Below are 25,999 nucleotides of genomic sequence, written 5' to 3'. Positions count from 1 at the left end.
CCTTGATGACGGCGCGCTCAGCGCGGTGGCTGGCCAACCGGATCGGCCTCCTCGTCCTCGATGTCGCCGCTGGCCAGCAGCTCGCCGCACCAGCGTTCCAGCATGCCCTCGATATCGCCGGCCAGGGCCGCGCCATTGATGCGTTCGTTCTGCAGCGCCTGGCGCAGGCGGCGTTCGAGCTGGTCCGAGCGCAAGGTCGCGATGCCTTCCAGCACCGCCAGCACGACGCCCTGCGCGGAGGACGGCAGCTGCGGGTCGCCGATCAGATCGCTGAGCTCGCGCAGCAGGCCGATCTCCTTCTCGGCCGCGCGCACGTCTTCGCGGCTCGCCGTGGCGCTGTCCTGCAGCGCCGGCAGCAGCACCAGCTCCTCGAGCTTCCAACGCAGCTCCAGCGCGCGCAAGAGGCGCCGCTGGGCCAGCGCGCGGCGCCGTGCCGAGCCGGCGCCGCTCTCGTCGAAGCGCCGGTCCAGCGAATGGCGCAGCTCGGCCCACAGCGCCGCGGCGTCGGCGCGCTGGGCGCCGTCGGTCCTCATGGCCCGCCCAGGCCGTCGGACGGGCGCGCCGCGGTGGCCGACGGCTCCGGGCCGAGCTGGGCGCCGGTGCTCTTCAGCGCCCCGCCCTCGCCTTCCCAGGTCGTCACCTCGGGCGCCTTCGCCTTCGGGGCATGCTCGCGGCGGCGCTGTTGCTCGCGCTGTTCCAGCTGCCATTGATAGAACCGGTACAGCGCCAGACCGGCCAACAGCATCGGAAGCATTCGTTTCACGGCCATGGTGCTTGCTCCTCGCGAGGAAGGCACGGCATGGAGAAAACCGCCGCGCACGAGGGCATCTTCGGCCGCGCGGCCGCGGGCGCGCAGGTAAGTTTGGGCCGCGCGCTTGTAGGACGCCGCCGCATCGCTGCGCGCTGCGCGCACCGGCTGTAGGACGGCTCCAGTGCCGCCGCCTTGCCGCGGCCGACAAGCGCAGGCGCCCCGCGCCGATATTCCACAACAGTGGCGAGGACGAAAGTTGCAGCAAGAGGTTTCCTCTCGCAACGCTCGACAACAAAGGGAGTCCGCGATGAACACGCTTGCCAAGGCCACGGCCGCCTTCTCGGTCCGCTTCGAATCCCTGTTCGTGCCGGGACGCGCGCTGGTCTTTCCCTGTGATGAACGGGGCCGTGTCGATCTCGATCGCCTGCCCGACCGCGCCCGCAACAACTATCTGTTTGCGCGCGCCATGGTCGGCAAGGACTACGCCGCGCCCAGCGTGATGCCGCTGAGCGCCTGACGATGCGGCGCCCGATGGCGGCGCTGCGCGCCGCATGGTCGCTGGCCCGCGCGGCGGTCAGTGCCTGGATCGACGACCGCGCGCCCAGCATGGGCGCGGCCCTGGCCTATTACACGCTATTCTCGCTGGCGCCGCTGCTGCTGATCGTCGTCTCGCTGGCCGGCATGGCCTTTGGCGCGGAAGCGGCGCGCGGCGAGGTCGTCGGCCAGTTGCGCGGCCTGATGGGCGAGGCCGGCGCGCAGACCGTGCAAGGCATTCTGGAGAGCGTCAACTGGCCCGCCGGCGGCGCGCTGGCGACCCTGGTCGGCCTGGCGCTAATGCTGGTCGGCGCAACCACGGTGTTCGCCGAGCTGCAGGACACGCTGGACATCGTCTGGCGCGCGCCGCCGCGCGTCGGCGGCGGGCTGTGGGCGCTGCTGCGCGCGCGCCTGCTGTCCTTCGGCATGATCCTGGGCGTCGGCTTTCTGCTGATCGTCTCCCTGCTCTTCAATGCCACCATTGCCGCGCTGCAGCGCTGGTGGGAGCCCTGGCTGCGCCAATGGGAGTTGTGGGCCACCGGCCTGAACATCCTCAGCAGCTTTGCGCTGCTGACCCTGATGTTCGCGATGATCTACAAGCTGATGCCGCGGGTGCGCATCGCCTGGGCCGATGTCTGGGTGGGTGCGATGGTGACGGCGCTGCTGTTCAGCCTGGGCGCCAATCTGATCGGCTACTACATCAGCCACAGCGCCGTCGCCAGCGGCTTCGGCGCCGCCGGTTCGCTGGTCGTGCTGCTGGTCTGGGTCTACTACTCGGCGCAGATCTTCCTGCTGGGCGCCGAGTTCAGCTGGGTCTATGCGCACACGCTGGGTTCGCTGCGCGGGCAGGAACCCGCGGCGCGAACCCAGACGCGCTGAGTTCGCCGGGCCTTGTTCAACGCGGCGCCGATGCCGCCGGCGCGGCAGCGCCAGCCGCCGTCGGCTCGTAGTTGAGCGTGCGGTGTTCCTTCAGCATGCCGCCCTGCGCCACCGAACCGCTGACCTGGCCCTCGCCGCGCGACATCGCCTGGCAGGCGGCGCGGTCGGTCTCGGCCACCGCCTGGCAGCGCAGCGCGGCATTGGCGGCCAGCTGCGCCGGGTCGGTCGTGCCGAGCGTGCCGCGGCGCGCCTCGGCCAGCGCGGCGCCGGCCTCCTTCAGGCAGGTCTGCCTATCTTGCGCGCTGCGGCCTTGCAGGCAGTCGGCGCGCTCCTTGCGGTACAGCGACTCGGCCGAGGCGGCCGCGCTGGAACTGGCCGCCGCGGCCAGCGGGGCCAGCGAGGCGGCACTCAGCGCCAGCAGCAGCGAGCGGCAGCGCACAAACGAGCTCTTGTTCTTCATCGCGATCTCCTTTTTCGATCGAAGGCTGGGACGGGATGCGGAGCTCGATCAGCGGCTGCCAGCTGCCGTCCACACGGGCCAGCAGACGGCAAACGCTGCAGGCGCCGGCGTGGCGGCCGGCGGCCAGGCGGCGGATGCCGCGGCGTGCCGCATCCAGCAGGGCCGCGCCCGAGGGGCGATCGCCGCTGCAGCGCTCGCGCGAGATCACCAGGCCGCCGTCCTGCGGGGGGCCGCCGTCGCAGATGAGGCGGGCGCGCACGACGATGCTCAGATGGGTGCTCATCAGCAGTTCGGCCTCGAGGTGCTCGCGCCCGACCAGTTCGGCGGCGCTCCCGAGTTCGCGCAGTTCGGTGCCGGTGTCGGCCTCGCCCACGCGCTCGTGTTCAAGTTCTTCTTGCATGCCCAAATGCTAGGCAGCGCGCGGTGGTGGCCCCTGTCAGGCCCTGCTGCGGCCTTGCGTAGGACGGCGCCGCTAGCCTTGCCTGAGTGCCCCGACGGCATGCCGTCCTACGCCGGCTCGCTCGGCGCGCCGATACAGGCGCCGCGGGCCGACCCATAGGCTTGCTGCAAGTCCGCGCCCTTGCGTCGGCAAGCGCCGGCAAGTGCCGGCAAGCCTCGGGTCATCGGCATCGAAAGGAGTCTGTCATGTTGAAATGGGCCTTGATATTCGCGGTCATCTCGCTGATCGCCGGCGTGCTCGGCTTCACCGGCGTCGCCGCCGGCGCGGCCGGCATCGCCAAGATCCTGTTCTTCGTCTTCCTGGTGATCTTCATCGCCTTGCTGGGCCTGGCCCTGCTGGGCGCCTCGGCGGTGAAGAAGTAGCGCGGGCGGCGGCGGAGCATGCGGGGCATCGCGATGCGCATCTTTCTGCGCGGCCGGCGCACCGGCCCTTCGCTGACCATGATGTTGTCGATGGCGCTCGGCCTCGGCCTGGCCGCCAGCTTCACCGCCTGCACCACGCCCTCGCCGCCGCCGCGCGTCGAACGCGCCGCCGCGCCGCCGCTGCGCTCGCCGAGCACGGCGGCGGTGGCCAGGAAGGTCAATGTCGTCGACCACCGCGGCGAGACGCTGGACCAGGGCGAGCGCGAGCAGATGCTCAGAAAGGTCGCGGCCCAGGGCAATGCGACGCTGGTGCAGCGCCAGATGGCGGCGATGTCGGGATTCGGCGAGCTCGATCTGTACAGCGGCAACGATGCCCGGCTGCTGATCGATGGGCCGCAGACCTTCGCCGCGATGTTCGCGGCCATCCGCCGCGCCCGCCAGCAGATCCTGCTGGAAAGCTACATCATCGAGGACGCCGAGGTCTCGCGCCAGCTGGCCGAGCTGCTGGCGCAAAAGCGCGCGCAGGGCGTCGCCGTCCACCTGATCTACGACGCCGTCGGCTCCTTCGGCACGCAGGAGAGCTATTTCGACGGCCTGCGCCAGGCCGGCGTCGCGATCTGCGCCTTCAACCCGGTCAACCCGCTGAAGCGGCCCGGCTATTTCGACATCACCAACCGCGACCATCGCAAGATCCTGGTCGTGGACAACGAGATCGGCTTCACCGGCGGCATCAATATCAGCGCCGTCTATTCCAGCGGTTCCTCGCTGGGGCGCAAGCGCAAGGCCAGCGACGAGGAGATCGCCCGCGACGGCTGGCGCGACACGCAGCTACAGTTGCGCGGCCCGGCCGTCACCGCGCTGGGCGAGCTGGTGCGCGAGACCTGGCAGCAGCAGGGCTGCGAGGGCCGCATCGCCGCCCTGCCCCAGCCGGCCAAGGGCACGCCGGCCGGCCAGCAGCTGATGCGCATCGTGCCTGCAGCACCAAGCGATGCCTCCAATCGCATCTACGCGATGCTGCTGACGGCGATCGGCGCCGCGCAGCGCAGCGTCTACCTGACCATGGCCTATTTCGCGCCGGGCAACGAGATGATCGATGCGCTGTGCGCGGCCGCGCACCGCGGCGTCGACGTACAGCTGGTGCTGCCCTCGCGCAGCGACTTCACGCCGGTGCTGCATGCCGGGCGCAGCCATTACGAGCGCCTGCTCGAGGCCGGCGTCAAGATCCATGAGCTGCAGGACGCCGTGCTGCATGCGAAGACGGCCGTCATCGACGGCGTCGTCTCCACGGTGGGCTCCAGCAATCTGGACTGGCGCAGCTTCACCAGCAATACCGAGGTCAATGCGGTCGTCATCGGCGACGACTTCGGCCAGGCGATGACGCAGATGTTCCGCCGCGACCTGGCCGCCTCCCAGACCATCAGCGGCGAGGCCTGGCGCGAGCGCCCGGCCTGGCAGCGCTTCAAGGAATCGCTGGCGCGCGCCTTCGAGCGCTGGTGGTGACGGTCCTGTCCGCCGGCCCGGCGGGCTTACTGCATCAGGCCGTTCTTCAGCGCGTAATAGGTCAGGTCGCTGTTCGAGGACAGCTTGAGCTTTTCCATCACCCGCGAGCGGTAGGTGCTGACGGTCTTGACCGACAGCGCCATCTGGTCGGCCATATGGCCGATGGTCTCGCCGCTGGCCAGGCGCAGGAAGACCTGCAGCTCGCGCTCGGACAGCTGCTCGTGCGGCAGCGCGTCCGGGTTGCCCGAGAGCCCGTCGGCCAGCATCTCGGCGACGCCGGCGGTGATGTATTTGCGGCCGCGGTGCACGGTGCGGATCGCCGTCAGGATCTCCTCCGGATCGCATTCCTTGTTCAGGTAGCCGCTGGCACCCTGGCGCAACAGGGTGGTCGCGTAATGCGTCTCCGGGAAGCCACTGAGGATCAGCACCGGCAGGTCCGGCTCGCGCGCCTTGATCGCGGCCAGCGCCTCGACGCCGCCCTTGTCCGGCATCGACAGGTCCATCACGATCACGTCGACGTCGCCGCCACGCACCAGATCGAGCGCCTCGCGCCCGTTGCCGGCCTCTCCGGTGACTCTCAGATCGACTTGCTCGGACAGGTATTGACGCAGACCGGCGCGCACGATGGCGTGATCGTCGACGATGGCAACACGGATCATGATGGGCACCTCCATCTCTACTAAGAAGCTGGCCGCATGCTACGGCCGCGCAAGAGCAGCGGTAAGCACAAACAGGCGCGAGATGGCGTAGGTGGAGTCCTACGGAGCGCAGCCGCTGCAACTGACACCGGCATGCGGTATGGGACTGCCGGAGCGCCGCTGCCGGCTCCGTAGAGTCGACTCATCGCAGCGAACATCGTTGCGAGGAATGCCCGGCAAGGGCGCCCACCGACCCAACAAGGAGTAACCATGCTGCACTACGCCGTCGTGTTCTTCGTCATCGCCCTGGTGGCCGCATTGTTCGGCTTCGGCGGCATCGCCGCCGGTGCGGCGGGCATCGCCAAGATCCTGTTCTTCGTGTTCGTGATCATGGCCGTCGCCACCTTCCTGTTCGGCCTGATCCGCAAATAGGCGGACCGGCCCTCTCCGACCAACCTCTCTTTCAACCGAAGCAAGGAGCCACCATGTCGCCGAAGAACTCTCCCCTCGCCGCCCAGGCCGACGCCGGCATCGACCATGCGGCCGACTACCTGAAGCAAGGTGCGCACAACGCGCTGGACAAGGCCGACGAGCTGCGCCAGGCCGCACCCGCGGCGCTGAGCCGCGCCGCCGCGCAGATGGAAGACCTGACCCGCCGCACCTTGGACCGCGCTCGCCAGGCCGGCACGCAGATGCGCGAGCAGGCGCAGCGCGCCGGCGACGCGACGGCCGGCTATGTCCGCGAGGAGCCGATGAAGGCGGTGCTGATCGCCGCGGCGGCCGGCGCGCTGGCCGCCGGCGTGTTCGCCTGGCTGAGCCGTTCGCGCGACTCGCGCTATTGAGCACGGTTCCCTCAAGCTTGAGTGTGGCCAGGCCATGATCCATCCGCTGTTCACCACCCTGGCCACCCGCCCCCAGCTGCTCGTCGAGCATCTGGGGGCGTATGCGCAACTGGCGGCCGCCGAGGCCGGCGAAAGCGCGGCCCTGCTGCGGCGCCGCCTGACGCTGCTCGCCGTGGCGGCGCTGTCCGGCCTGTTGGGCCTGGCGCTGGGCGGCGTCGCGCTGCTGCTGCTGGCTGTCGTGCCGACGGAACAGATGCCGCATGGCTGGCTGCTGATCGCGGTGCCGGCCCTGCCCCTGCTGCTGGCACTGAGCTGCGGCTTGCAACTGGGCCGGCAGGCGCGCACGCCGGCCTTTGAGCTGCTGCGGCATCAGCTGTCGCAGGATGCCGCACTGCTGCGCGAGGCCGGCGAGCGCTGAGCCCGATGGACCCCACCATGGCAGACGACAAGACCCAGCCCGAGGACCCGCGCCGGCAGGCGCTGCTGCGGCTGGAGGGCTCGCGGGCCAGGCTGCGCGCGCAACTGCTCGATCTGCCAGGGCCGGGCGAAGCAGCCTCCGCGCGCGATGGCCTGTCGCACCGGCTGCAGGTGCTGTGGCGCGCGCTGCGCCGGCGCCTGCAGGGTTCACCGATGGCCAGTCTGGCGATGAACTCCGTGCAGGGCTGGTGGCAGCGCCATCCGCTGCGCGCCGGCAGCGAACTGCTGGTGCATGAACTGAACATCGGCGTCGCTCCGGCGCTGCGCCGCCATCCCGTGCGCGTGCTGGCCCTGGCCGCGGCCGCCGGGGCGCTGGTGATCTGGCTGCGGCCCTGGCGCTGGCCGCTGCTGCGCTCGCAGCTGCGGCCGCTGCCGCGCCGGCTTGGCCACTGGCTGTTCGCGCAACTCTCGCATGCACCGCTGCAGACCCTGCTCACCGCGCTGCTGGCCAGCCTGGCCGGCCGCGCTGCACAAGAGCCAGAGGAGCAAGCGCATCCGGCGCAGGCACCGGCCGATCGCTCGACCGGGCCCTGAGCGGATTTACTTGCGCGCGTGGCTGCGGCCTTCTTCCTCGGCCTGCTCCATCTCGCGCGCCTCCTCCTCGCTGCGCGGCGCCGCACGCTCGGCCGCCTCGGGCACCTGGCCCGACTGGACGAAGCGGCGCAGCTTCTGGTCATAGCGCCGGGTCGCGTCGTAATTGCCCTCGCCCTGCAGCTCGGAATCCTGCTCGGGCTTGTCCTGCTGATGGCCTGACTTCATGGCGATCTCCTAAACAATGAATGGAACGGCAACGGCCTCGGCGGCCGCTGGCTTGAACTTAGTGCGAGCGCCCTCGGCCCGCGATGGGCGGAGGCCGCGGCCGCGCGTCGGCGGCCTCCGACAAGCCGGTCTGTCGGCCACGTCCGACAGGCGGAATCGCCACCGGCCGATAGGTCGCCCGCGGCCTCGCACGTAGTCTGAGCAGCATCACGCATGCGCTCTGCCGCTCCCGCGGATCGGGCGCCCCGCCCGCTACGGGCCTCCTCCCACTCCATCAGAGATCGAAAGGTGAGCACCATGAAACGACAAGACCGCTCCGTCTCCCGCAGCACCGCCCTGATCGCCGCCGCCGCGCTGGCCGGCCTGGCCCTGGTGGGCTGCGACCGTCCGAACGATCCGCAGGCCGGCGTCGGCAACCGCGTCGATGCGGCCGTCGACAAGGCCCAGCAGGGTGCGAACAAGGTGGCCGCCTCGACTGAAGACGCGGCGATCACCGCCAAGGTCAAGGCCGAACTGGCCAAGGACCCCAGCCTCAGCGCGCTGCGCATCAATGTCGATACGCAGGACGGCCTGGTCAGCCTCAGCGGCAGCGCGCCCGATGCCAGCGCGCGCGAACACGCGACCCGCGTCGCCGCCGCCGTCAAGGGCGTGCTGAGCGTCGACAACCGGCTGGTCGTCAACAGCTAAGCAGCAGACGGCCGCCGGCTGAATGAGCGCAAGCCCGCCAGCAAGACCTGTCCCCGGCGCCGCCGTTCCCTTGACGACGGCGCCGACCCGTCGCCCTCGCCCCGGCTGGGTGACGGCGGTCGGCTTCTGGGTCGCCGACTGGTGGGCCGACGCGCTCAAGACCCTGCATTTCATCGGCGAGACCCTGCTCGCCGTCCTGCGCCTGCTGCGCGGCCAGGCCCGCGGCATGCGCTGGAGCGATCTGTTCCTGCAGATCGACCGCGCCGGCCCGCGCAGCGTGCTGATCGTCTCCCTGGTCAGCGGCCTGGTCGGCGTGATCCTCGCCTATATGGGCGCGGTGCAGCTGCAGCGCTTCGGCGCGCAGAGCTATATCGCCGACCTGGTCACCATAGGCGCGGTGCGCGAGATCGCCGCGCTGATGACCGGCATCATCCTGTCGGGCCGTATCGGCGCCGCCTATGCGGCCCAGCTGGGCAGCATGCAGGCCAACGAGGAAATCGATGCGCTGCGCGCGCTGGGCGTCGATCCGATCGAGCATCTGGTGCTGCCCAGGGTGCTGGCGCTGCTGCTGGTCGCGCCGCTGCTGACCGCCTTTGCCGCGCTGATGGCCTGCCTGGCCGGCTGGCTGATCGCGATCGCGATCTTCGGCATCGCGCCGATCGAATACCTGTTCAAGAGCCTGCAGGCGCCGGACCTGTCCGACGTGCTGGTCGGCCTGCTCAAGGGCTGCGTCTACTGCCTGCTGCTAGGCCTGTCCGGCTGCCGCCAGGGCCTCAACGCCGGACGCAGCGCGCAGGCGGTCGGCGAGTCGGTCACGGCCGCCGTCGTGCAGTCCATCGTCTGGATCGTGGCCGCCGCCTCGGCGATGACGGTCGCCGCGCAAAGGCTGGGCTGGTGATGGCCGCGCCGGCCGCCCCCAAGGAGGCACTGGTCCGGGTCGAGGACCTGACCATCGCCTACGGCCGCAAGCTGGTGCAGCGCGGGCTGAGCTTCGAGATCCGCCGCGGCGAGGTGCTGGTGATCATGGGGGGCAGCGGCTGCGGCAAGAGCAGCCTGCTGCGCCATCTGATCGGCCTGCAGCGCCCGGCCGCCGGTCGCATCCGCTACGGCGAGGAGGACATCAACGACGAGGACCCGCAGCAGCAGGCGCGGCTGCGGCGCGGCTTCGGCGTCAGCTTCCAGGCCGGCGCGCTGTGGAGCTCGATGACGGTCGGCGAGAACGTGATGCTGCCGCTGGAGCTGATCGGCGGGCTGGGCACGGCCGAGCGCGAGCAGAAGGCGCGCGAGAAGCTGGCCCTGGTGGGCCTGGCGGACCAGTTCGACACCGAGCCGGCCGCGCTCAGCGGCGGCATGCGCAAGCGCGCGGCGATCGCGCGGGCGCTGGCGCTGGAGCCGCCGCTGCTCTACCTGGACGAACCCTCGGCCGGCCTTGACCCGCTCAGCGCCGCGCGGCTGGACGAGCTGATGCTGGCGCTGCGCGACGCGCAGGGCGCGACCCTGGTGCTGGTCACCCACGAGCTGCCCAGCATCTTCGCCGTCGCCGACCGCGCGCTCTTCCTCGACGCCGAGCGCAAGACCATGACGGCACTGGACGCGCCCGAGCGCCTGCTGCAGGAGGGGCCACCCGAGGTGCGCGAATTCCTGCGCCGCGGCGCGCCGGTGGAACAGGCGGCAACGGCATGAAGCGCCGCGCCAATGCCACCCTGATCGGCGCCTTCGTCGTCGCCGGCCTGGCCCTGCTGCTGGCGGCGGTGATCGCGGCCGGCGGCGGCCAGCTGTTCGCGCGCAAGGAGCGCGTGGTCATGTATTTCGGCGGCTCGATCTACGGCCTGCAGGTCGGCGCGCCGGTGGTGTTCCGCGGCGTGCGCATGGGCAGCGTCAGCTCGATCGGCCTGGTCTACGACAAGGCCAGCGACAGCTTCTCGATTCCGGTGCGCGCCGATCTGGAGCCGGAGGCGATACGCGGCCTGGCCGGCGCCAATGGTCACGACCAGCGCGGCGCCTTGAGCGCGCTGCTGGCGCGCGGCCTGCGCGCGCAGCTGTCGATGCAAAGCCTGCTGACCGGCCAGCTCTATGTCGATCTCGATCTGCGGCCGTCCAAGCCGCCGGCACTGCGCGGCCACGATGATTTAGCGCTGGAGATCCCGACCGTGGCCGCGCCGATCCAGGACTTGAAGAACCAGCTCGACGGCCTCGACCTGCGCCGCCTGCTGGACGATGTGTCGGCGATCGCCGGTTCGGCGCGCGCGCTGGTCGCCGGCCCGCAGCTGCGGGCGACGCTGGACAACCTCAGCGCGCTCACCGGCAGCCTGCGGGCGATGAGCGCACGGCTCGACAAGCGCGTCGACCCGCTCGCCGATGCGGCAACGACAACCCTGCGCGACGCGGCGCTGGCCGCCCAGCGCCTGGCGCGCGCGGCCGACGGCATCGGCGACACCGCCACGCGCCTGGGCGGAACGGCCGAGCGGTTCAACACCCTGCTGGCGCCCGATTCGCCGCTGCTGGGCAGCATCGAGCGCTCGGCCGAGGAATTCGGCCGCCTGGCGACCTCCTTGCGCGCGCAGACGGCCGAGGACTCGGCGCTGGTGCAGCGCTTCGACCATGCGCTGGACGATGTCTCGCGCGCCGCCCGCGCGATGCGCGAGCTGGCCGAGCTGCTCGAGCGCCATCCCGACGCCCTGCTGCGCGGCCGCCGGCCGGCCGCGCCGACCACCACCACCGCGGAGAGCCCCCGATGAAATCGATCCGTCTGGCCGCTGCATGGACCGCCGCATGGGCCGCCGCATGGGCCGCCGCGCTGCTGCTGGCCGGCTGCGGCTCGCCGCCGCCCTCCGAGCCGCTGCACTTCTACCGCCTGGCGATCGAGCCGCCGTCGACGGCCGAGGCCCCGCCTGCTGCACAGCAGGAGGGCGTCTGGCAGCTGCTGACGCCGATCCCGCTGCCCGACTATCTGCAGCGCGATCTGCTCTGGCTGCCGGTCGGCGACAGCGGCCTGCAGCCGCTGGACGGCCATCGCTGGGCCGAGCCGCTGCGCGAGGCGCTGCCGCGCCTGCTGCGCCAGGACCTGGCGCGCTTGCGCGGCGCCGATCGCGTCTGGTCCGGCCCGCTGCCGGCCGGCCTGCGCATCGACCGGCAGCTGCGCGTCGAACTGCTGGCGCTGGAACCGGCCGCGGACCGGGCCTCGGTGCGATTGAGCGCGCGCTGGTCGCTGACCGATCCGAACGGCAAGCTGGCGCCGCAGCAGGCCGTGGCGGCCTTCAGCGTCCCCAGCGCCGGCACGACGCCGCAGCAGCTGGTGGCCGCGCACCGGCTGGCGCTGTGGCGCCTGGCCGAGCGCATCGCCCTGCCGGCGCCGCCGCAGCGGCAAGGCTTGTAGGACATGCCCGACAAGTCCTCGCGCGCGAGTCTGAGCCGGCCCGCCGCCCCCGCTCGCTAGAGTGAACAGGGCCTGCAAAGGCCCCTTTGTTTCAACCTCTTACCTCCCGTCCGTCATGAGCAGTACCGCCCGTCTCCACCCGCCCGACAGCAAGCTGATCGACCAGGCCCTGCGCCGCCATCTGCAGCAATGCCATGCGGCGCGCGGCCGCTGGTTCGGCGCCGCGATGCTGGCGGAGCAGATCCACCACCTGGTGCTGCCGCGCTTTGCCACCACGGTGGCGCTGGCCGCGCTCTTGCTCATCCTCGCCTGCTAACGGCCGTGATCCCGCCCCCAGCGCGCGGCCGGCGCCAGCTCGATGAACAGAGCCTGATCGCGGCCGCCTCCGGCGCGCTGGAAGCGCCGATACGCGCGGTGCTGTTCGGCCAGGCCCGCTTCGAGCAGCATGGCCACAGCCTGGCGCTGGCGCACGAGATCGTCCCCGGCGCCAAGCCGGGGCAGAACTTCTTTCCGCGCCTGCGCAGCAATATCGAGACCCTGCAGCAGGCGCGCAGCCTGCTCGAGCAGCGCGCGCTCGACGGCCGCCATCTGGGCCCGGCCGCGCATTGGCTGCTCGACAACGCGCCGCTGATCGACGAGCAGCTCTATGCGATCCGCCAGGGCCTGCCGCGCAGCTTCTTCCGCCTGCTGCCGCGGCTGCGCGACGAGCCGCTGGCCGGCCTGCCGCGCATCTACGGCGTCGCCTGGGCCTGGGTCGCGCACACCGACAGCGGCTTCGATCCGGCGCTGCTGAGCGCCTATCTGCGCGCCTACCAGGCCGAGCGCGAACTCTCGCTGGCCGAGTTGTGGGCGCTGCCCACCACCTTGCGCGTGGTGCTGATCGAGAACCTGCGCCGCCTGGCCGAGCGCTCGGTCACCCAGCAGGCGGCGCGCGACGCGGCGCACCGCTGGTTCGACAAGCCGCAGCGCGAGCTGGCCGAGCTGGAGGCGCTGGAGCCCGGCATCCGCGCGCGCGGCGTCGCCACCGCCTTCTATCTGCAGCTGGAGCACCGGCAGGAGGAATTGCCGCCGGAGCAGGCCCAGGCGCTCGATGCCTGGCTGGCCAGCCGCCTGCCCGACCCGTCCGGCAGCCTCGCCCATCAGCAGAACGAGACCATCGAGGACCAGCAGAGCATACGCAACGCCATCGTCAGCCTGCGCCTGCTGGACCGCAGCGACTGGCGCAAGCTGATCGCCGGCACCAGCAGCGTGATGCAGATCCTGCAGGGCTCGGCCGTGCACCGCGCCGAGGCCGAGATCACGCAGGATGCCACGCTGCACGCGGTGGAACGGCTGGCGCGGCGCTGCGGCCGCAGCGAATCGGCGGTGGCGCTGCTGCTGGTGCAGCTGGCGCAGGAGGCCGAGAGCAGCGAGGACGTCGAGGAGGCGGCGCAGGCCGCGCCGGCCTACTGGTGGCGCGGGCCGGGCCGCAGCCGGCTGTACCGGCTGCTGGACCTGCCGGCGCCCTGGTGGCCGGCCGAAGGCAGCGCGGCCAGGCGCGCGCTGGCCAGCTGGGCCTATCTGGGCAGCATCGCGGCCTTGAGCAGCGGCGCGATCGCCTGGCTGCTGTGGCGCCAGGGGGCACCGGGCCTGCCGGCCTGGCTGATCGCGCTGACGGCGCTGCTGCTGCTCGGGCCGGTCAGCGAGGCCGTCGTGGCCCTGGTCAACCGGCTGATCAGCGAATCGGCGCGGCCGGCCCTGCTGCCGCGCCTGGCCTTCGCCGAAGGCCTGCCCGAGACGCAGCGGGCGCTGGTGGTGATGCCGGTGATGCTGGCCAGCCCCGCGGCCATTGCCGTGCAGGCCGCCCAGCTGGAGCAGCATTACCTGGCCAATGCCGAGGCGCAGGCGCAGTTCGCCCTGCTCAGCGACTATCTGGATGCGCCCGCCGAGCGGCAGGACGGCGACGCCGAACTGCTGGCCGCGGCCGAGACCGCGCTGGCCGGGCTGAACCTGCGCCATCCGGCGCCGGCCGGCGCGCCGCCACGCTTTCTGCTCTTGCAGCGCGAGCGCCGCTGGTCCGAGACCGAGCAATGCTGGATGGGCTGGGAGCGCAAGCGCGGCAAGCTGGAGCAGCTGCTGCTGGCGCTGGACGGCGCGGCGGCGGCCAGCCCCTTTCTCCCGCTCGGCGCGCTGTCGCAGCTGGCCGCCGGCATCCGCTACATCGTCACCCTGGATGCCGACACCGATCTGCCGCCGGGCCGCCTGCGCGCGCTGGTCGGCATGGCCGCCCATCCGCTGAACCTGCCGCGGCTGGACGCAGAAGGCAGGCGCGTCGTCGACGGCCATGCGATCCTGCAGCCGCGGGTGATGACGCCGCTGCCGCGACCCGAGGAGGCGACGCCCTACCACCGGCTGTTCAGCGGCGAGGGCGGCATCGATCCCTACAGCGTCGCCAGCTCCGAGATCTATCAGGACCTGTTCGACGAAGGCAGCTTCACCGGCAAGGGCCTGCTGCATGTGGCGGCGCTGCGCCGGGTGCTGGCCGGCCGCCTGCCCGAGGGCCAGGTCTTGAGCCACGACCTGCTGGAGGGCTCGCTCGCCCGCTGCGCCGGCGTCAGCGACATCACGCTGATGGAGCAGTCGCCCTTCCATGCCGACGTGGCCGCCGCCCGCCTGCACCGCTGGACCCGCGGCGACTGGCAGCTGCTGCCCTTCCTGCTGCGGCCGCGCCGCTATCCAATGGCGGCGATCAGCCGCTGGAAGATGATCGACAACCTGCGCCGTTCGCTGGTGGCGCCGGTCTCGCTGGCCCTGCTGCTGCTGGTGCTGGCCAGCGGCGTGCTGCCGCTGGGCTGGGCGCTGGGGGTGGTCGGCGCGGCCTTCAGCGCCGGCCCGCTGCTGGGCGCGATCGCCGGCCTGGCGCCCAGCCGCGACGACATCGCGCTGCAGCGCTTCTACCGCCTGGCCGGCGCCGACGTCGTGCGCGCCCTGCTGCTGGCGCTCTGGCATGGCGCGCAGCTGCTGCAGCTGGGCCTGATGTATGGCGACGCGATCGGGCGCGCGCTGTACCGGCAGTTCGTTTCGCGCCGCCATCTGCTGGAATGGACAACGGCCGAGGCGGCCGAGCGGGCCGCGCGCACGGAGCTGCCGGCCCTGCTGCGCCTGCACCGGCGGGTGCCGCTGACGGCCCTGGGCCTGCTGGCGGCGCTGGGCGCGGCGGCCCTGCTCGGCGCGCCGGTGCACTGGCCCGGCAGCCTGGCCCTGCTGGCGCTGTGGGCGGCGGCACCGCTGTGGACCTGGCTGGCCAGCCGGCCGCGCCGCACCGAGCCGCAGCAGCGGCTGGACGAGGAATCGCGCGACTATCTGCAGGGCCTGGCGCGCGACAGCTGGCGCTATTACGAACAGCACATCGGCCCCGAGGACCACCATCTGCCGCCCGACAATGTGCAGCTGACGCCGCGCACCATGGTCGCGCACCGCAGCTCGCCGACCAATTTCGGCCTCTATCTGCTTGCGGTCGCCTGCGCTCAGGAGCTCGGCTTCATCGGCCGCGCAGCGATGGCCGAGCGCCTGCAGCTGACCCTGGCGACACTGGAGCGGCTGCCGCGCTGGCGCGGCCATTTCTACAACTGGTACGACACGCAGTCGCTGGCGGTGCTGACGCCGGCCTATGTCTCGGCCGTCGACAGCGGCAACTGCTCGGCCCATCTGCTGGCGGTGGCACGCGCCTGCGAACTGGCGACGCAGATCGATGCGGAGGCGGCCGAGCAGCGCGCGCGCCGCATGCTGCAGTATTCGCTGCAGCGCCTGCGCGCGCTGCAGCCCTTGCTCAGCGGCGCGCCCTCGCTGCAGGCGCTGGCCGCGCTGGCCAGCGGCGAATGGGCCTGGCCCGAGAGCGCGCGCCAGCTGCAGGCGCTCAATGCCAAGCTGCGCCAGGCGCGCCACGAGCTCGACGCGCTGCACCGCGGTCTCGGCGAGGGGGACGATCGCGGCGCGATGTGGCTGGCGCATGATCTGGTCGGCTCGGTGGAGTCGGCGCTGCGCGACCGCAGCGAGGACCTGCGGGCCCTGAACGACCGCCTGCGCGTGATCGGCCAGCGCCTGCGCGAGATCGCGCTGGAGGCCGATTTCGCGGCGCTCTACGACCGCGAGCGCCGCCTGCTGCACATCGGCTACCGCGCCGATTCCCAGCAGCTCGACGACAACCACTACGACCTGCTGGCCAGCGAGGCGCGGCTGACCAGCCTGCTGGCGATCGCCAAGGGCGATGTGCCGGTCGAGCATTGGTCGGCGCTGGGCCGGCCGCTGTATGCCGAGGGCCACGAGCTGGGGCTGAAGTCCTGGTCGGGCTCGATGTTCGAGTACCTGATGCCCTCGCTGGTGCTGGACGAGCCGCCCGGCAGCGTGCTGGGCCAGGCGGTGCGCAGCGCGGTGATCGAGCAGCGCGCCGAAGGCGCCAAGCAGGGCACGCCCTGGGGCATTTCCGAATCGGCCATCGCCGGCCAGGACCATACCCTGGCCTACCAGTACGGCCCGCAGGGCGCGCCGCGCCTGGCGCTGCGCCGCACCCCGCGGGACGAGCGGGTGCTGGCGCCCTATGCGACCCTGCTGGCGCTGGAAATCGATCCCTGCGCGGCGGTGGCCAATCTGCGCGCGCTGCAGGAACTGGGCGCGCGCCGCGCGATGGGCTTCATCGAGGCGCTGGACTACACGCCGCAGCGCCAGGCCGAGGGCAGCAGCTTCACCCTGGTGCAGACCTATATGACCCATCACCAGGCGATGGGCCTGGTGGCGCTGTGCAATCTGCTGGCCGACGAGGCGCCGCGGCGCTGGGCGATGAGCGACGCGCATCTGCGCGCGGTCGGCTCGCTGCTGCACGAGCGCGCGCCCTACGAGGTCGCGCGGCTCAGCGCGGCGCCGCCGCTGCCGCCGCCGCGCACGCCGCGCAGCGCGCGCCTGCTGCGCGAGATCGATCCGCTGCAGGACGGCCTGCCCTGCACCCAGCTGCTCACCAACGGCCGCTACGCGGTGCTGCTGCGCAGCCATGGCGGCGGCTACAGCAGCTGGGACGGTGTGGGTCTGACGCGCTGGCGCGACGATCTGCTGCGCGACGGCCATGGCAGCTTCTTCTATCTGCAGCGCAGCGGCGTCGGCGGCAGCGAGATGCCCTGGCAGTCGCTGACCGCGCATCCGGCGCCCGATCGCGCGGCGCGCTACCGCTGCCGCATGCAGGCCGACCGGGTGATCTTCGACGCCCACTGGCCCGACTGCCAATCGCGCATCACCAACTGGGTCAGTCCCGAGGACGATTGCGAGCTGCGCCAGCTGGAGCTCAGCAACACCGGCAAGGCCGAGCTGCTGCTGAACCTGATGACCTGCTTCGAGGCGAGCCTGGCGCCGCACAAGGCCGACGAGGCGCATCCGGCCTTCTCCAATCTGTTCGTGCAGATGCGCTGGGACGCGGTCGAGCGCGTGCTCTATCTGCGCCGGCGCCCGCGCCTGCCGGACGAGCAGGCGGTGCTGGCCGTGCATTTCCTGGCCGGCATCGAGGCGCCCGAGGGCGCGGTCGAGGCGGTCGAGCCCTGCAGCGACCGCGCCCGCTGGCTGGGCCGCTATGGCAGCGTCGCCCGCCCGCTGGGCGACGCCGGCCACAGCCTGCTCGAGCAGCAGGCCGGCGAGGAAAGCGGCCCGGGCCTGGCGCTGGACACCGGCCTCGATCCGCTGGCCGGCATCGGCCTGCGCCTGCGCCTGGCGCCCGGCGCGAGCCTGCGCCTGACCTTCTGCAGCGCAGCTGCCCATGGCGCGGAGACGCTGGACGCGCTGGTGGACAAATACCGCCAGGCCGCCCATGTCGAGCGCGCGTCCAGCATGTCGCACACGATGGCCGGCATCCGCCTGCGCGAGCTGCAGTTCGATGCCGACACCTGGGCCGCGATGCTGCGCATGAACACCGTGGTCAGCGCGCTGCTGACCCGCGAGGGCGTCGCCGCGCCGCGCGCCACCCTGCCCGGCGTCGCGCCGGCCGTCGGCGGCAGCACGGTCGGCCGCTGCGATCGCCGCCTGCTCTGGCGCCATGGCATCTCCGGCGACCGGCCCATCATCTGGGTCGCGATCAGCGGCGAGGAAGGGCTGGGCCTGGTGCAGGCGCTGAAGAAGGCGCTGCGCCTGTGGTCGGCCTGCGGCCTGGGCGTCGACCTGGTGGTCAGCAATGGCGAGCCGAACTCCTATCTGGCGCCGGTGCAGCAGGCGCTGCAGCAGTTGCTGGCCCGCCACCAGGCCCAGCAGCAGGAGCGGCCGGCGCATCTGCGCGCCAGCCTGCATGTGCTGCGCGAGCAGGACCTCAGCGCCGACGAGCGCTACACCTTGCAGACCCTGGCGCGGCTGAAGCTGCTGGCCGATGGCCGCTCGCTGGCCCAGCAGCTGGAGCGCTGGATGGACGAGCAGCAGCGCGAGTTCGAGAGCCGGCGCGCGCTGCGCAGCCTGCCGGTGCCCGATCCGCTGGACGGCCGGCCGCGCGGCACGGCCCTGCCGCCGGACGGGCGCTTCCATGCCGAGACCGGCGCCTTTGCCTTCGAGCTGACGCCGACCCGGCTGCCGGCGCGGCCCTGGGCCAATGTGCTGGCCAATGCCGGCTTCGGCTGCCAGGTCACCGAGCTGGCCGGCGGCTATTGCTGGGCCGGCAACAGCCGCATGCAGCAGCTGACGCCCTGGTCCAACGATCCGCTGACCGATCCGGCCGGCGAATGGCTGCTGCTGCAGGACCTGGACCAGGGCCGCGTCTGGCCGCTGGGCCGGCATCTGCCCAGCCCCGGCGAGCGCGCCAGCTGCGAGATCGAGCATGGCATCGGCTACAGCCGCCATCGCCAGCGCCTGGACGGGCTGGAGATCACCCTGAGCTGGTGCGTGGACGTGCAGGCCTCGCTGAAGCAGTTGCAGGTGCAGATCCGCCATGAGTCCGGCCCGCGGCGGCGCCTGCGCCTGGTCGCGCTGGCCGAATGGCAGCTGGGCAGCGCGCGGCAGGAGCGGCTGTCGGTGCTGACGCGGCCGACCTGGCTGATCACCGGCCCCGAGGGCGCCGGCCTGCCGCGGCCCAGCAGCGCGCTGGCCCTGCTGGCGACCCAGCTCGACCATCTGGGCGGCTTCGGCGAGTCGACCGCCGTCCTGGCGCTGCGGCCGGCGCAGGCCGGCGAGGCCCCGGGCGAGGCGGCGATCCGGCTCGGCGCCCAGGACTGGACCTGCGACCGCCGCGAGTTCTTCGACAGCGCCGGCCGCATGGTGCTGCCCGCGCGCCTGGGCCAGCGCAGCGGCGCCGGCCTGGACCCCTGCGCGGCGCTGGGCGCCGAGATCGATCTGCCGCCGGATGGCGCGGCCAGCCTGACAGTGCTGCTGGGCCATGGCGCGCATCCGGCCGCCGCGCAGGCGCTGCTCGAGCAGGCCTGGGCGATCGCGCCGGCCGAGCGGCTGGCGCGGCAGCGCGAGCAATGGCCGGCGCTGCTTGGCGGCGTGCAGGTGCAGACGCCCGATCCGCAGTTCGATGCGCTGGTCAACCACTGGCTGCCCTACCAGACCCTGGTCTGCCGGATCTGGGCACGCGCCGGCTTCTACCAGGCCGGCGGCGCCTTCGGCTATCGCGACCAGTTGCAGGACGCGATGGCGCTGGCCACGCGCGCACCCGCGCTGCTGGCCGAGCAAATCCTGCGCTGCGCGGCGCGCCAGTTCCCGGAGGGCGACGTCCAGCATTGGTGGCACGAGCCGGGCGGCGCCGGCGTGCGCACGCATTTCTCCGACGACCGGCTGTGGCTGCCCTATGCCCTCGCCCACTATGTGCAGCGCAGCGGCGACCTGGCCCTGCTCGACGAGGCCCTGCCCTTCCTGGTCGGCCAGCAGGTGCCGCCGGGCGCCGAGGACATCTACGAGACGCCCGGTTTCGGCGGCGAGGCGGTGTCGCTGTACGAGCATGCGGCGCGCGCGATCGACCGCAGCCTGGCCAGCGGCGCCCATGGCCTGCCGCTGTTCGGCACCGGCGACTGGAACGACGGCATGAACCGCGTCGGCGACCAGGGCCGCGGCGAGTCGGTCTGGCTGGCCTGGTTCCTGTGCCAGGTGATCGCCGATTTCTCGCCCATCGCCGCGGCGCGCCAGGACCAGGCGCGCGTGCAGCGCTGGCAGGCGGCACGCGCCGGCTGGGCGCGCGCGCTGGACGAGCAGGCCTGGGACGGCGCCTGGTATCTGCGCGGCTTCTTCGACGACGGCACACCGCTGGGTTCCTCCACGCAGGAGGAATGCCGGATCGACCTGATTGCCCAGGCCTGGGCCGTGCTCAGCGGGGCCGGCGATCCGGCGCGCGCGCGCCAGGCCATGGTCAGCGCCGGCGCGCGGCTGATGGACGGCCCCAACCAGCTCTTGCGCCTGCTCGATCCGCCGCTGGCCCGGCAGCGGCCCAGCGCCGGCTATATCCAGGCCTATCCGCCCGGCGTGCGCGAGAACGGCGGCCAGTACAACCATGGCGCGGTCTGGGCGCTGATGGCGCTGGCACAGCTGGGCCAGCGCGATGCGATGTGGCAGGTCTTCCGCGCGCTGAGCCCGGCGCATCGCTGGCAGGACCGGCGCCGCGGCAGCGCCTATGCGATCGAGCCCTATGTGATGGCCGGCGATGTCTACACGCAGCCGCCCTATATCGGCCGCGGCGGCTGGAGCTGGTACACCGGCTCGGCCGGCTGGCTCTTGCGCGCCGCGGTCGAGTCGATCTGCGGCGTCGTGCTGGCCGAGGGCCGCGTCAGTCTGCAGCCCTGCCTGCCCGCGCACTGGCTGGCCGCCGAGGTCGCGCTGCGCCACGGCGAGGCCTGGCACCGCATCATCGTCTGCGCGGACGAGGACACGGCCGAGGAGGCGCTGGCCACGCATGAGAGCGCGCGCCCGGCCCGCCTCGACGAGCAGATCGACCTGTCGCAGTGGCCCGAGGGCAGCGTGCACGTGGTCGTCGCGCCGCCGGCCGCGCCGGCGACGGCCCTGGTCGAATCGGAGCTGCCGGTCGAGAAGGAGTAGGGGAATAGGCGGAGCAGACCCCGCAAGAGCTACCAGCTCTTGTTCAGGGTAATGCCGACCTTGCCGGCGCGCGGCTTCAGCGCCAGGGTGGTCTGATTGCTCAGCTCCACCTTCATCAGCAGGCCGCGGCGCAGGTCCTTGAGCCGGTCGGTGCTGCGGAATTCCAGACCCATGCGCAGCTCGCGCGAGCCGTCACCGGCGGGCAGCGGCTCGCCGCTGGGCGAGAACTGCAGGCGCGGCGCCGGCAGCAGCGGGGTCTGCACAGAGAGCTGGGTCTGCGGACCGGTATTCAGCGCCAGACCGACGACCAGGCCGCCGTCGCGCGGCTGCTGGCCCTCGAAGGGGCGCAGGCGCATCGCGCCGTCGAAGCGCAGGCGCTGCTCGACGCCGACGCCCAGCGCCCAATGCTGGCGCTCGGCCCACAGCATGGTCTGACGCGCGGCCGGCAGTTCGGCCGCGCGCTGCAGCGCATTCGGCGCGGCGCCGGCGGTGGCCAGCGGCTCGACGACGCTCTGCGTCACGCTCAGATGGGTGGAGTCGGGATCGGTGGGCGGCTGCCAGCGCGCGTCCTGCGCCAGGGCCGGGGCGCTCAGCAGCGCCAGCAGGCAGCAGCAGGGCCAGCGCGTCGATCGGGGGAACGAGCGGCTGGCCATGATGGAGCTCCGTGACTGGGGTGCTGATTTCAGCCCGAGGGCTGGCTCAGGAAGATCTCGACGCGCCGGTTCGCCGCGCGGCCAGCCTCGCTGGCATTGCTGGCGACCGGCTGGTGCGAGCCGCGGCCCTCGATCGCCATCCGCGTCGAGCGGACGCCGCGATCGGCCAGATAGTTGCGCACCGCCTCGGCGCGATCCAGCGACAGCGGATCGTTGATGCCGTCATTGCCGCTGCTGTCGGTATGGCCGACGATGGTGACGCGCACCTCGGGGTCCAGATTGCGGCCGATCTCGTCGAGCACCGGGCGCATCTGCGGCCGGATATCGGCGCGGCCGAGGTCGAAGGAGACGTCGCTGGGCACGTTCAGGCGCAGCTGGTTGTCCGGCGTGCGTTCGACCGCGACGCCGGTGCCGGCGCTGGCGGTCTGCAGCGCGCGGCGCTTGTCTTCCATATGCTTGGACCAGAGATTGCCGCCCAGCGCGCCGAGCGCGCCGCCGATGGCCGCGCTCTTGCCGGCGCTGCCGCCGGTGGCCGAGCCGATCACCGCGCCGGCGACCGCGCCGATGCCGGCGCCGGTGGCCGTGCCCTTCTCGCGCTCGCTCATCGAGGAGCAGGCCGCCAGGCTCAGGATGAGGGCCAGGCAGGGCAGGCTGGTCGTGGTCGCTTTCATCGGCATCTCCTCGCTATCGATGGAACGATGTTAGGAAGACGCCGTTGCTGCCCTTGTCGGCAGCAGGCGGCAGCGGCCGTCGGACAAGGCCGACAATTGGCGGCCCTTGCCGATGGCGGACTCAGGGATACATATAGCGCCGCGTCCAGGGCCGGTCCTGCAGCGCCGCCGCGTCCGCGCCGCGCGCGCTGCCGAGGATCTGGTAGATGCCCAGCTCGCCGGTCTCGAACTCCAGCGCGCTGGCCGCCATATAGAGCCGCCAGATCCGGTAGGTCGATTCGCTGACATGCTGTAGCGCCTCGTCGTGATGGCGCTCGAGCCCGGCCACCCAATGCCGCAGGGTCAGCGCGTAATGCGCACGCAGGCCCTCGACATCGAGGATCTCGAAGCGCTGGCGCTCCATCGTCCGCTGCACATTGCTGAGCAGGTCCAGCTCGCCGTCCGGGAAGACGTAGCGGTTGATGAACTTGGCCGACAAGGCCTGGCCCCAGCCCTCCTCGTTGTGGGTGATGCCATGGTTGAGGAAGAGGCCGGCCGGCTTCAGCAGGCTGTGGACCTTGGCGAAGTACTGCGGCAGATTGCGCAGGCCGACATGCTCGAACATGCCGACGCTGGCGACCTTGTCGTAGCTGCCCTCGCCCTGCAGATCGCGGTAATCGCACAGCTCGACCGTGACGCTATCGCCCAGGCCGGCGGCGGCGATGCGCTGGCGCGCCAGCGCCAGCTGCTGGCTGCTCAAGGTCACGCCATGCGCGCGCACGCCGTGATGGCGCGCCGCGTGCATGACCAGCGCGCCCCAGCCGCAGCCGATGTCCAGGAAACGCTCGCCCTCGCGCAGGCGCAGCTTGCGGCAGATGTGCTCCAGCTTGGCGGTCTGCGCCTCGGCCAGGCTCAGCTCGGGTCGCTCGAAATAGGCGCAGGAATAGACCATCGCCGGATCGAGCCAGAGCGCATAGAACTCGTTGGAGACGTCGTAGTGGAAGGCGATCGCCGCGCGGTTCTCCTGCCGCGTATGGGCCTTGACGTCGGGCGCGGCCAGGCTGTCGTCGGCCGCTTCATTGCCCAGGCGCAGCGCGCGCAGCAGCAGCTTCAGCCGGTCGCGCGCCGGCAGCCGCAGCTCGTGCAGAAAGTCCTTCAGCCGCAGCGCGGCGAACAGATCGCCCTCGATCTCCAGATCGCCGCGGAAATAGGCATCGGCAAAGCGCAGCGGATCGCGGCCGACGACCAGTCGCCGCAGCACCTGCGCATCGCGCAGGCCGAGGCTGAAATCGGGTTGTGCCTGCCGGCCGGCGGCGCGGCCGAACAGGCCGCTGGGGCCATCGCCCAGATGCAGGCCCAGGCTGCCCGGATAGGCGGAGAACAACTTCTCGGCCAGCTCGGTCCAGCCGCGCAGGACGGCCGGGGCCGATCGGGGGCCGGCGGCGAGGCCGCCGGGCGGAGTCAGGGCTCGATGTTCACGCTGCGTCAGCGCGGCGCCCCGGCCGGATGCGAGTTCCTGGTCCGCTTGGTCCATAGCACCTCCCGCGAGCCGTCACGCCGGGGGAGCCGGCAGCGACAGCCGATGCATTATGGTAGCCAAGCTGCGGCCTCATTGCCGCACCGCACTCTGGGGAGAAAACAGGCGTCGGCGACGTCTGTCGCCCGGGGCGGGTTCAGGCCTGCGGATTGCCGTCCTCGAAGATTTCCTCGATCTCTTCCGGGGCGGCGTCGATCAGGCGGTCGAAGTCGGCGGTGACTTGCTGCTTGCCGTCGTTCTTCGGGATGATGGGCTTGTCCAGCGGGCGGTAGACGCGGCTGTGCAGGCGGTTCAGGCGCTCCGAATGCTCGATCGCGCGAACGACCTGCTCCGGATCCAGCAACATGGCGAAGGGGCTGTTGACTTGGGTGCTCAGCATTTTGCGACTCCGCTTGCGTGTTCTTGCAAGGTGAGTCAACTGTAGGCAAGCGGCCGCGCCGCGCGTAGTCGGCTCGCCGCCAAAGCGCTTGTCAGAAAAATTCCTAGGCCGGTGCTGCCGGCCGACCGGCTTCAGCGGCCCTGTTGCTGGCGTTGCAGCAGCAGTTTGTGCAGCTTCTCACGCTCGGCGGCGGCGGCGAAGTCGGCGGCCGTCAGGCCCAGCTGGTTGCGCAATGTCGGGTCGGCGCCCAGCTTGAGCAACTGCTCGGCCAGGTCGTAGGGGCCGTAGCGCGCGGCCATCATCAGCGGCGTCGTGCCGTTCGGCGAACGCGCATCGATGGCGGCGCCCTTGGCGATCAGCCAGGCGGCGATGCCGTTGTCGGGGCCGCTGCAGGCATAGTGCAGCGGCGTCCAGCCGTCCTTGTCGATCTTGGCGCCGCGCGCGGCCAGGGTCTTGACCCAGTCCAGCTGGCCCTTCAGCGCGGCCAGCATCAGCGGTGTCTCGCCGACGCCATTGGCCGCGTCGATGTTCAGCCCCGGGTAGTCGAGCAGCGCCTGCAGCGATTTCGGCGACTCCTCGCGGATCGCCACCTCCAGCGGGCTGCGCCCCTGCGAATCGCGGCCGTTCGGGTCGACCCCCTTCATCAGCAGGCTGGTGACCTCGCGGCCATTGTTGCGGTAGGCGGCCGTGGTCAGCTCGTCGATGTCGGCGGCGCGCGCCGGGCCGGCGGCCAGCAGCGCGGCGGCCAGCCAGGACAGTGCGATCCGCCAGCTCATCATGAGGGCTGCGGCAGCTTGAACAGCCGGCGCGTGTTGGCGCTCGTCTGCTCGGCCACTTGTTCGACGGAAACGCCCTTCAGCTCGGCCAGCGCGGCCGCCACATGCGGCACATAGGCGGGGCTGTTGGTCTTGCCGCGGTGCGGCACCGGGGCCAGATAGGGGCTGTCGGTCTCGATCAGCAGGCGCTCCAGCGGCAGCTGCAGCGCCACCTCGCGCAAGGCCTGCGCGTTCTTGAAGGTCAGGATGCCGGAGAAGGAGACGTAAAAGCCCATCTCGACGGCCGCCAGCGCGACCTCGGCGGTTTCGGTGAAGCAGTGGAACACGCCGCCGGCGCCTCCCTCATGCCCGTGGCAGCCCTCCTCCTGCAGCACGCGCAAGGTGTCGGCGGCGCTGCTGCGGGTGTGGATCACCAGCGGCTTATCCGCCTGCCTGGCGGCGCGGATATGGGTGCGAAAGCGCTGCCGCTGCCACTCCATATCGTGCTCGATGCTGCGGCCGTTGAGCCGGTAGTAGTCCAGGCCGGTCTCGCCGATCGCGACCACCTTGGGATCCTGCGCGCCCTGCACCAGCTCCTCGACGCTGGGCTCGTGCACGTCCTCGTTGTCCGGATGGACGCCGACGGTGGCCCAGAGCTGCCGGTGTTCGGCGGCCAGCGCGCGCACGCTGGGGAACTCCTCCATCGTCGTGCAGATGCAGACCGCCTGGCCGACCTGGGCGGTCTGCATCTCGGCCAGGATCTGCGGCAGCTGGGCCTGCAGCTCGGGAAAGCTCAGATGGCAATGCGAATCGATGAACACGAGAAAACCCGCGAATGGAAAGGGTTCAGATCGTCTGCGTCGGCTTGGCCGAGGAGATCTGCGTGCCGAGGATCTCCTCGATCTTCAGCTTCATCAGCCGGCTCTTCTCGTCGCCGGGGAAGCGCACGCCGACGCCCTGGGTGCGGCCGCCCGAGGCATTGGCCGGCGTCAGCCAGGCGACCTTGCCGGCGACCGGATAGCGCTGGTTGTCCTCCGGCAGGGCCAGCAGCAGATAGACGTCCTCGCCGAGCTGGTAGTCGCGCGTGGTCGGCACGAACAGGCCGCCCTCGGCAAACAGCGGGATATAGGCCGCATAGAGCGCGCCCTTTTCCTTGAACACCAGCTGGATCACGCTGGCGCGCGCGGCGACGGCCGTGCCCGGCGCAGCGGCATGGGCGGCACCGGGGGCCGGCGGCGTGCCGGCGGGCTTGGACGGTTCGTTCATGGGCCCAGTG

The 25,999-nt window shown here is 71.7% G+C and carries 28 protein-coding genes; 16 read left to right on the top strand and 12 right to left on the bottom strand.

Annotation, left to right across the window (positions count from 1 at the left end; translation table 11 throughout):
* Nucleotides 1-17 precede the first annotated feature (17 nt).
* Both QWJ38_RS10260 and QWJ38_RS10255 read right to left on the bottom strand, forming a co-directional pair.
* Entirely contained in the window at nt 18-533 is a 516-nt protein-coding gene (locus QWJ38_RS10260; RefSeq protein ID WP_290358948.1) for a hypothetical protein, read from the bottom strand.
* A complete protein-coding gene (locus QWJ38_RS10255; protein WP_290358947.1) occupies nt 530-769 on the bottom strand; it encodes a hypothetical protein in 240 nt (79 codons plus the stop codon). Before QWJ38_RS10255 ends, QWJ38_RS10260 begins: the two co-directional genes overlap by 4 nt.
* Before the next feature lie 289 nt (nt 770-1,058).
* On the opposite strand from QWJ38_RS10255, the gene QWJ38_RS10250 reads away from it, so the two are divergent.
* Nucleotides 1,059-1,268 carry a hypothetical protein gene (locus tag QWJ38_RS10250; protein ID WP_290358946.1) on the top strand — a complete coding sequence of 70 codons (210 nt, stop codon included), beginning with the start codon at nt 1,059-1,061 and terminating at the stop codon, nt 1,266-1,268.
* 2 nt (nt 1,269-1,270) lie between these two features.
* The gene (locus QWJ38_RS10245) at nt 1,271-2,164 is read left to right on the top strand and encodes a YihY/virulence factor BrkB family protein (RefSeq protein WP_290358945.1); all 894 of its coding nucleotides are present in this window, start codon (nt 1,271-1,273) and stop codon (nt 2,162-2,164) included.
* Nucleotides 2,165-2,180: 16 nt separating this feature from the next.
* On the opposite strand, the gene QWJ38_RS10240 is transcribed toward QWJ38_RS10245, so the two are convergent.
* Nucleotides 2,181-2,624, bottom strand: coding sequence for a hypothetical protein (locus QWJ38_RS10240; RefSeq protein ID WP_290358944.1), 444 nt, complete (start codon nt 2,622-2,624; stop codon nt 2,181-2,183).
* On the opposite strand from QWJ38_RS10240, the gene QWJ38_RS10235 reads away from it, so the two are divergent.
* From QWJ38_RS10235 to cls, 3 genes are all read left to right on the top strand, one after another.
* Nucleotides 2,614-3,183 (top strand): hypothetical protein, encoded by a 570-nt coding sequence (locus QWJ38_RS10235; RefSeq protein ID WP_290358943.1) that lies wholly within the window; start codon nt 2,614-2,616, stop codon nt 3,181-3,183. The genes QWJ38_RS10240 and QWJ38_RS10235 overlap by 11 nt on opposite strands.
* Nucleotides 3,184-3,269: 86 nt before the next feature.
* Nucleotides 3,270-3,446: a DUF1328 domain-containing protein gene (locus tag QWJ38_RS10230; protein WP_290358942.1), complete on the top strand. Its 177-nt coding sequence runs from the start codon at nt 3,270-3,272 to the stop codon at nt 3,444-3,446.
* 18 nt (nt 3,447-3,464) lie between these two features.
* Entirely contained in the window at nt 3,465-4,946 is a 1,482-nt protein-coding gene (gene cls, locus QWJ38_RS10225) for a cardiolipin synthase (protein ID WP_290358941.1), read from the top strand.
* Between the two features lie 26 nt (nt 4,947-4,972).
* On the opposite strand, the gene QWJ38_RS10220 is transcribed toward cls, so the two are convergent.
* Nucleotides 4,973-5,605 carry a response regulator gene (locus QWJ38_RS10220; RefSeq protein ID WP_290358940.1) on the bottom strand — a complete coding sequence of 211 codons (633 nt, stop codon included), beginning with the start codon at nt 5,603-5,605 and terminating at the stop codon, nt 4,973-4,975.
* A gap of 249 nt (nt 5,606-5,854) precedes the next feature.
* Between QWJ38_RS10220 and QWJ38_RS10215 the strand changes: the two genes are divergently transcribed.
* Genes QWJ38_RS10215 through QWJ38_RS10200 form a run of 4 tightly spaced genes read left to right on the top strand, consistent with a single transcriptional unit; the run spans nt 5,855 to nt 7,437 of the window.
* Nucleotides 5,855-6,016 (top strand): DUF1328 domain-containing protein, encoded by a 162-nt coding sequence (locus tag QWJ38_RS10215; protein ID WP_290358939.1) that lies wholly within the window; start codon nt 5,855-5,857, stop codon nt 6,014-6,016.
* A gap of 53 nt (nt 6,017-6,069) precedes the next feature.
* The gene (locus QWJ38_RS10210) at nt 6,070-6,426 is read left to right on the top strand and encodes a hypothetical protein (RefSeq protein ID WP_290358938.1); all 357 of its coding nucleotides are present in this window, start codon (nt 6,070-6,072) and stop codon (nt 6,424-6,426) included.
* A gap of 34 nt (nt 6,427-6,460) precedes the next feature.
* On the top strand, nt 6,461-6,844 hold the full coding sequence (locus QWJ38_RS10205; protein ID WP_290358937.1) for a hypothetical protein: 384 nt from the start codon (nt 6,461-6,463) through the stop codon (nt 6,842-6,844).
* 17 nt (nt 6,845-6,861) lie between these two features.
* Nucleotides 6,862-7,437: a hypothetical protein gene (locus tag QWJ38_RS10200; protein WP_290358936.1), complete on the top strand. Its 576-nt coding sequence runs from the start codon at nt 6,862-6,864 to the stop codon at nt 7,435-7,437.
* 6 nt (nt 7,438-7,443) lie between these two features.
* Here the strand turns inward: QWJ38_RS10200 and QWJ38_RS10195 are convergent, their stop codons facing one another.
* Complete coding sequence (locus tag QWJ38_RS10195; RefSeq protein ID WP_290358935.1) at nt 7,444-7,662, bottom strand: hypothetical protein; 219 nt, start codon at nt 7,660-7,662, stop codon at nt 7,444-7,446.
* Between the two features lie 297 nt (nt 7,663-7,959).
* Between QWJ38_RS10195 and QWJ38_RS10190 the strand changes: the two genes are divergently transcribed.
* The 7 genes from QWJ38_RS10190 (at nt 7,960) to QWJ38_RS10160 (ending at nt 20,749) form a co-directional block, all read left to right on the top strand.
* Nucleotides 7,960-8,349, top strand: coding sequence for a BON domain-containing protein (locus QWJ38_RS10190; RefSeq protein ID WP_290358934.1), 390 nt, complete (start codon nt 7,960-7,962; stop codon nt 8,347-8,349).
* 22 nt (nt 8,350-8,371) lie between these two features.
* On the top strand, nt 8,372-9,247 hold the full coding sequence (locus QWJ38_RS10185) for an MlaE family ABC transporter permease (RefSeq protein WP_290358933.1): 876 nt from the start codon (nt 8,372-8,374) through the stop codon (nt 9,245-9,247).
* Entirely contained in the window at nt 9,247-10,032 is a 786-nt protein-coding gene (locus tag QWJ38_RS10180) for an ABC transporter ATP-binding protein (RefSeq protein ID WP_290358932.1), read from the top strand. The genes QWJ38_RS10185 and QWJ38_RS10180 overlap by 1 nt, the downstream gene beginning before the upstream one ends.
* Nucleotides 10,029-11,087, top strand: coding sequence for an MlaD family protein (locus QWJ38_RS10175; RefSeq protein ID WP_290358931.1), 1,059 nt, complete (start codon nt 10,029-10,031; stop codon nt 11,085-11,087). Before QWJ38_RS10180 ends, QWJ38_RS10175 begins: the two co-directional genes overlap by 4 nt.
* Nucleotides 11,084-11,725 (top strand): PqiC family protein, encoded by a 642-nt coding sequence (locus tag QWJ38_RS10170; protein ID WP_290358930.1) that lies wholly within the window; start codon nt 11,084-11,086, stop codon nt 11,723-11,725. The genes QWJ38_RS10175 and QWJ38_RS10170 overlap by 4 nt, the downstream gene beginning before the upstream one ends.
* Before the next feature lie 115 nt (nt 11,726-11,840).
* Nucleotides 11,841-12,041, top strand: coding sequence for a hypothetical protein (locus QWJ38_RS10165; RefSeq protein WP_290358929.1), 201 nt, complete (start codon nt 11,841-11,843; stop codon nt 12,039-12,041).
* Between the two features lie 5 nt (nt 12,042-12,046).
* On the top strand, nt 12,047-20,749 hold the full coding sequence (locus QWJ38_RS10160) for a GH36-type glycosyl hydrolase domain-containing protein (protein WP_290358928.1): 8,703 nt from the start codon (nt 12,047-12,049) through the stop codon (nt 20,747-20,749).
* 29 nt (nt 20,750-20,778) lie between these two features.
* Here the strand turns inward: QWJ38_RS10160 and QWJ38_RS10155 are convergent, their stop codons facing one another.
* The 7 genes from QWJ38_RS10155 to QWJ38_RS10125 all read right to left on the bottom strand — a co-directional run bounded on the left by QWJ38_RS10155 (nt 20,779) and on the right by QWJ38_RS10125 (nt 25,989).
* Nucleotides 20,779-21,402, bottom strand: a complete 624-nt coding sequence (locus tag QWJ38_RS10155; RefSeq protein WP_290358927.1) for a hypothetical protein — start codon at nt 21,400-21,402, stop codon at nt 20,779-20,781.
* Between the two features lie 29 nt (nt 21,403-21,431).
* Entirely contained in the window at nt 21,432-22,073 is a 642-nt protein-coding gene (locus QWJ38_RS10150; RefSeq protein WP_290358926.1) for a YiaD family glycine zipper/OmpA-like lipoprotein, read from the bottom strand.
* Between the two features lie 121 nt (nt 22,074-22,194).
* Entirely contained in the window at nt 22,195-23,586 is a 1,392-nt protein-coding gene (locus QWJ38_RS10145) for a class I SAM-dependent methyltransferase (RefSeq protein ID WP_290358925.1), read from the bottom strand.
* A 139-nt stretch (nt 23,587-23,725) separates the two neighbouring features.
* Nucleotides 23,726-23,968, bottom strand: a complete 243-nt coding sequence (locus tag QWJ38_RS10140; protein ID WP_290358924.1) for a hypothetical protein — start codon at nt 23,966-23,968, stop codon at nt 23,726-23,728.
* 131 nt (nt 23,969-24,099) lie between these two features.
* Nucleotides 24,100-24,744 (bottom strand): ankyrin repeat domain-containing protein, encoded by a 645-nt coding sequence (locus QWJ38_RS10135; RefSeq protein WP_290358923.1) that lies wholly within the window; start codon nt 24,742-24,744, stop codon nt 24,100-24,102.
* Nucleotides 24,744-25,544 carry a TatD family hydrolase gene (locus QWJ38_RS10130; protein WP_290358922.1) on the bottom strand — a complete coding sequence of 267 codons (801 nt, stop codon included), beginning with the start codon at nt 25,542-25,544 and terminating at the stop codon, nt 24,744-24,746. Before QWJ38_RS10130 ends, QWJ38_RS10135 begins: the two co-directional genes overlap by 1 nt.
* A gap of 25 nt (nt 25,545-25,569) precedes the next feature.
* The gene (locus QWJ38_RS10125; RefSeq protein ID WP_290358921.1) at nt 25,570-25,989 is read right to left on the bottom strand and encodes a PilZ domain-containing protein; all 420 of its coding nucleotides are present in this window, start codon (nt 25,987-25,989) and stop codon (nt 25,570-25,572) included.
* Nucleotides 25,990-25,999 lie beyond the last annotated feature (10 nt).

Origin of the sequence: Roseateles violae (genome assembly GCF_030410485.1) — a bacterium.
GTDB lineage: Bacteria > Pseudomonadota > Gammaproteobacteria > Burkholderiales > Burkholderiaceae_C > Roseateles_D > Roseateles_D violae.
The sequence above is the reverse complement of the archived record's forward strand: the minus strand, read 5'-3'. Positions and strand labels throughout refer to the sequence as shown.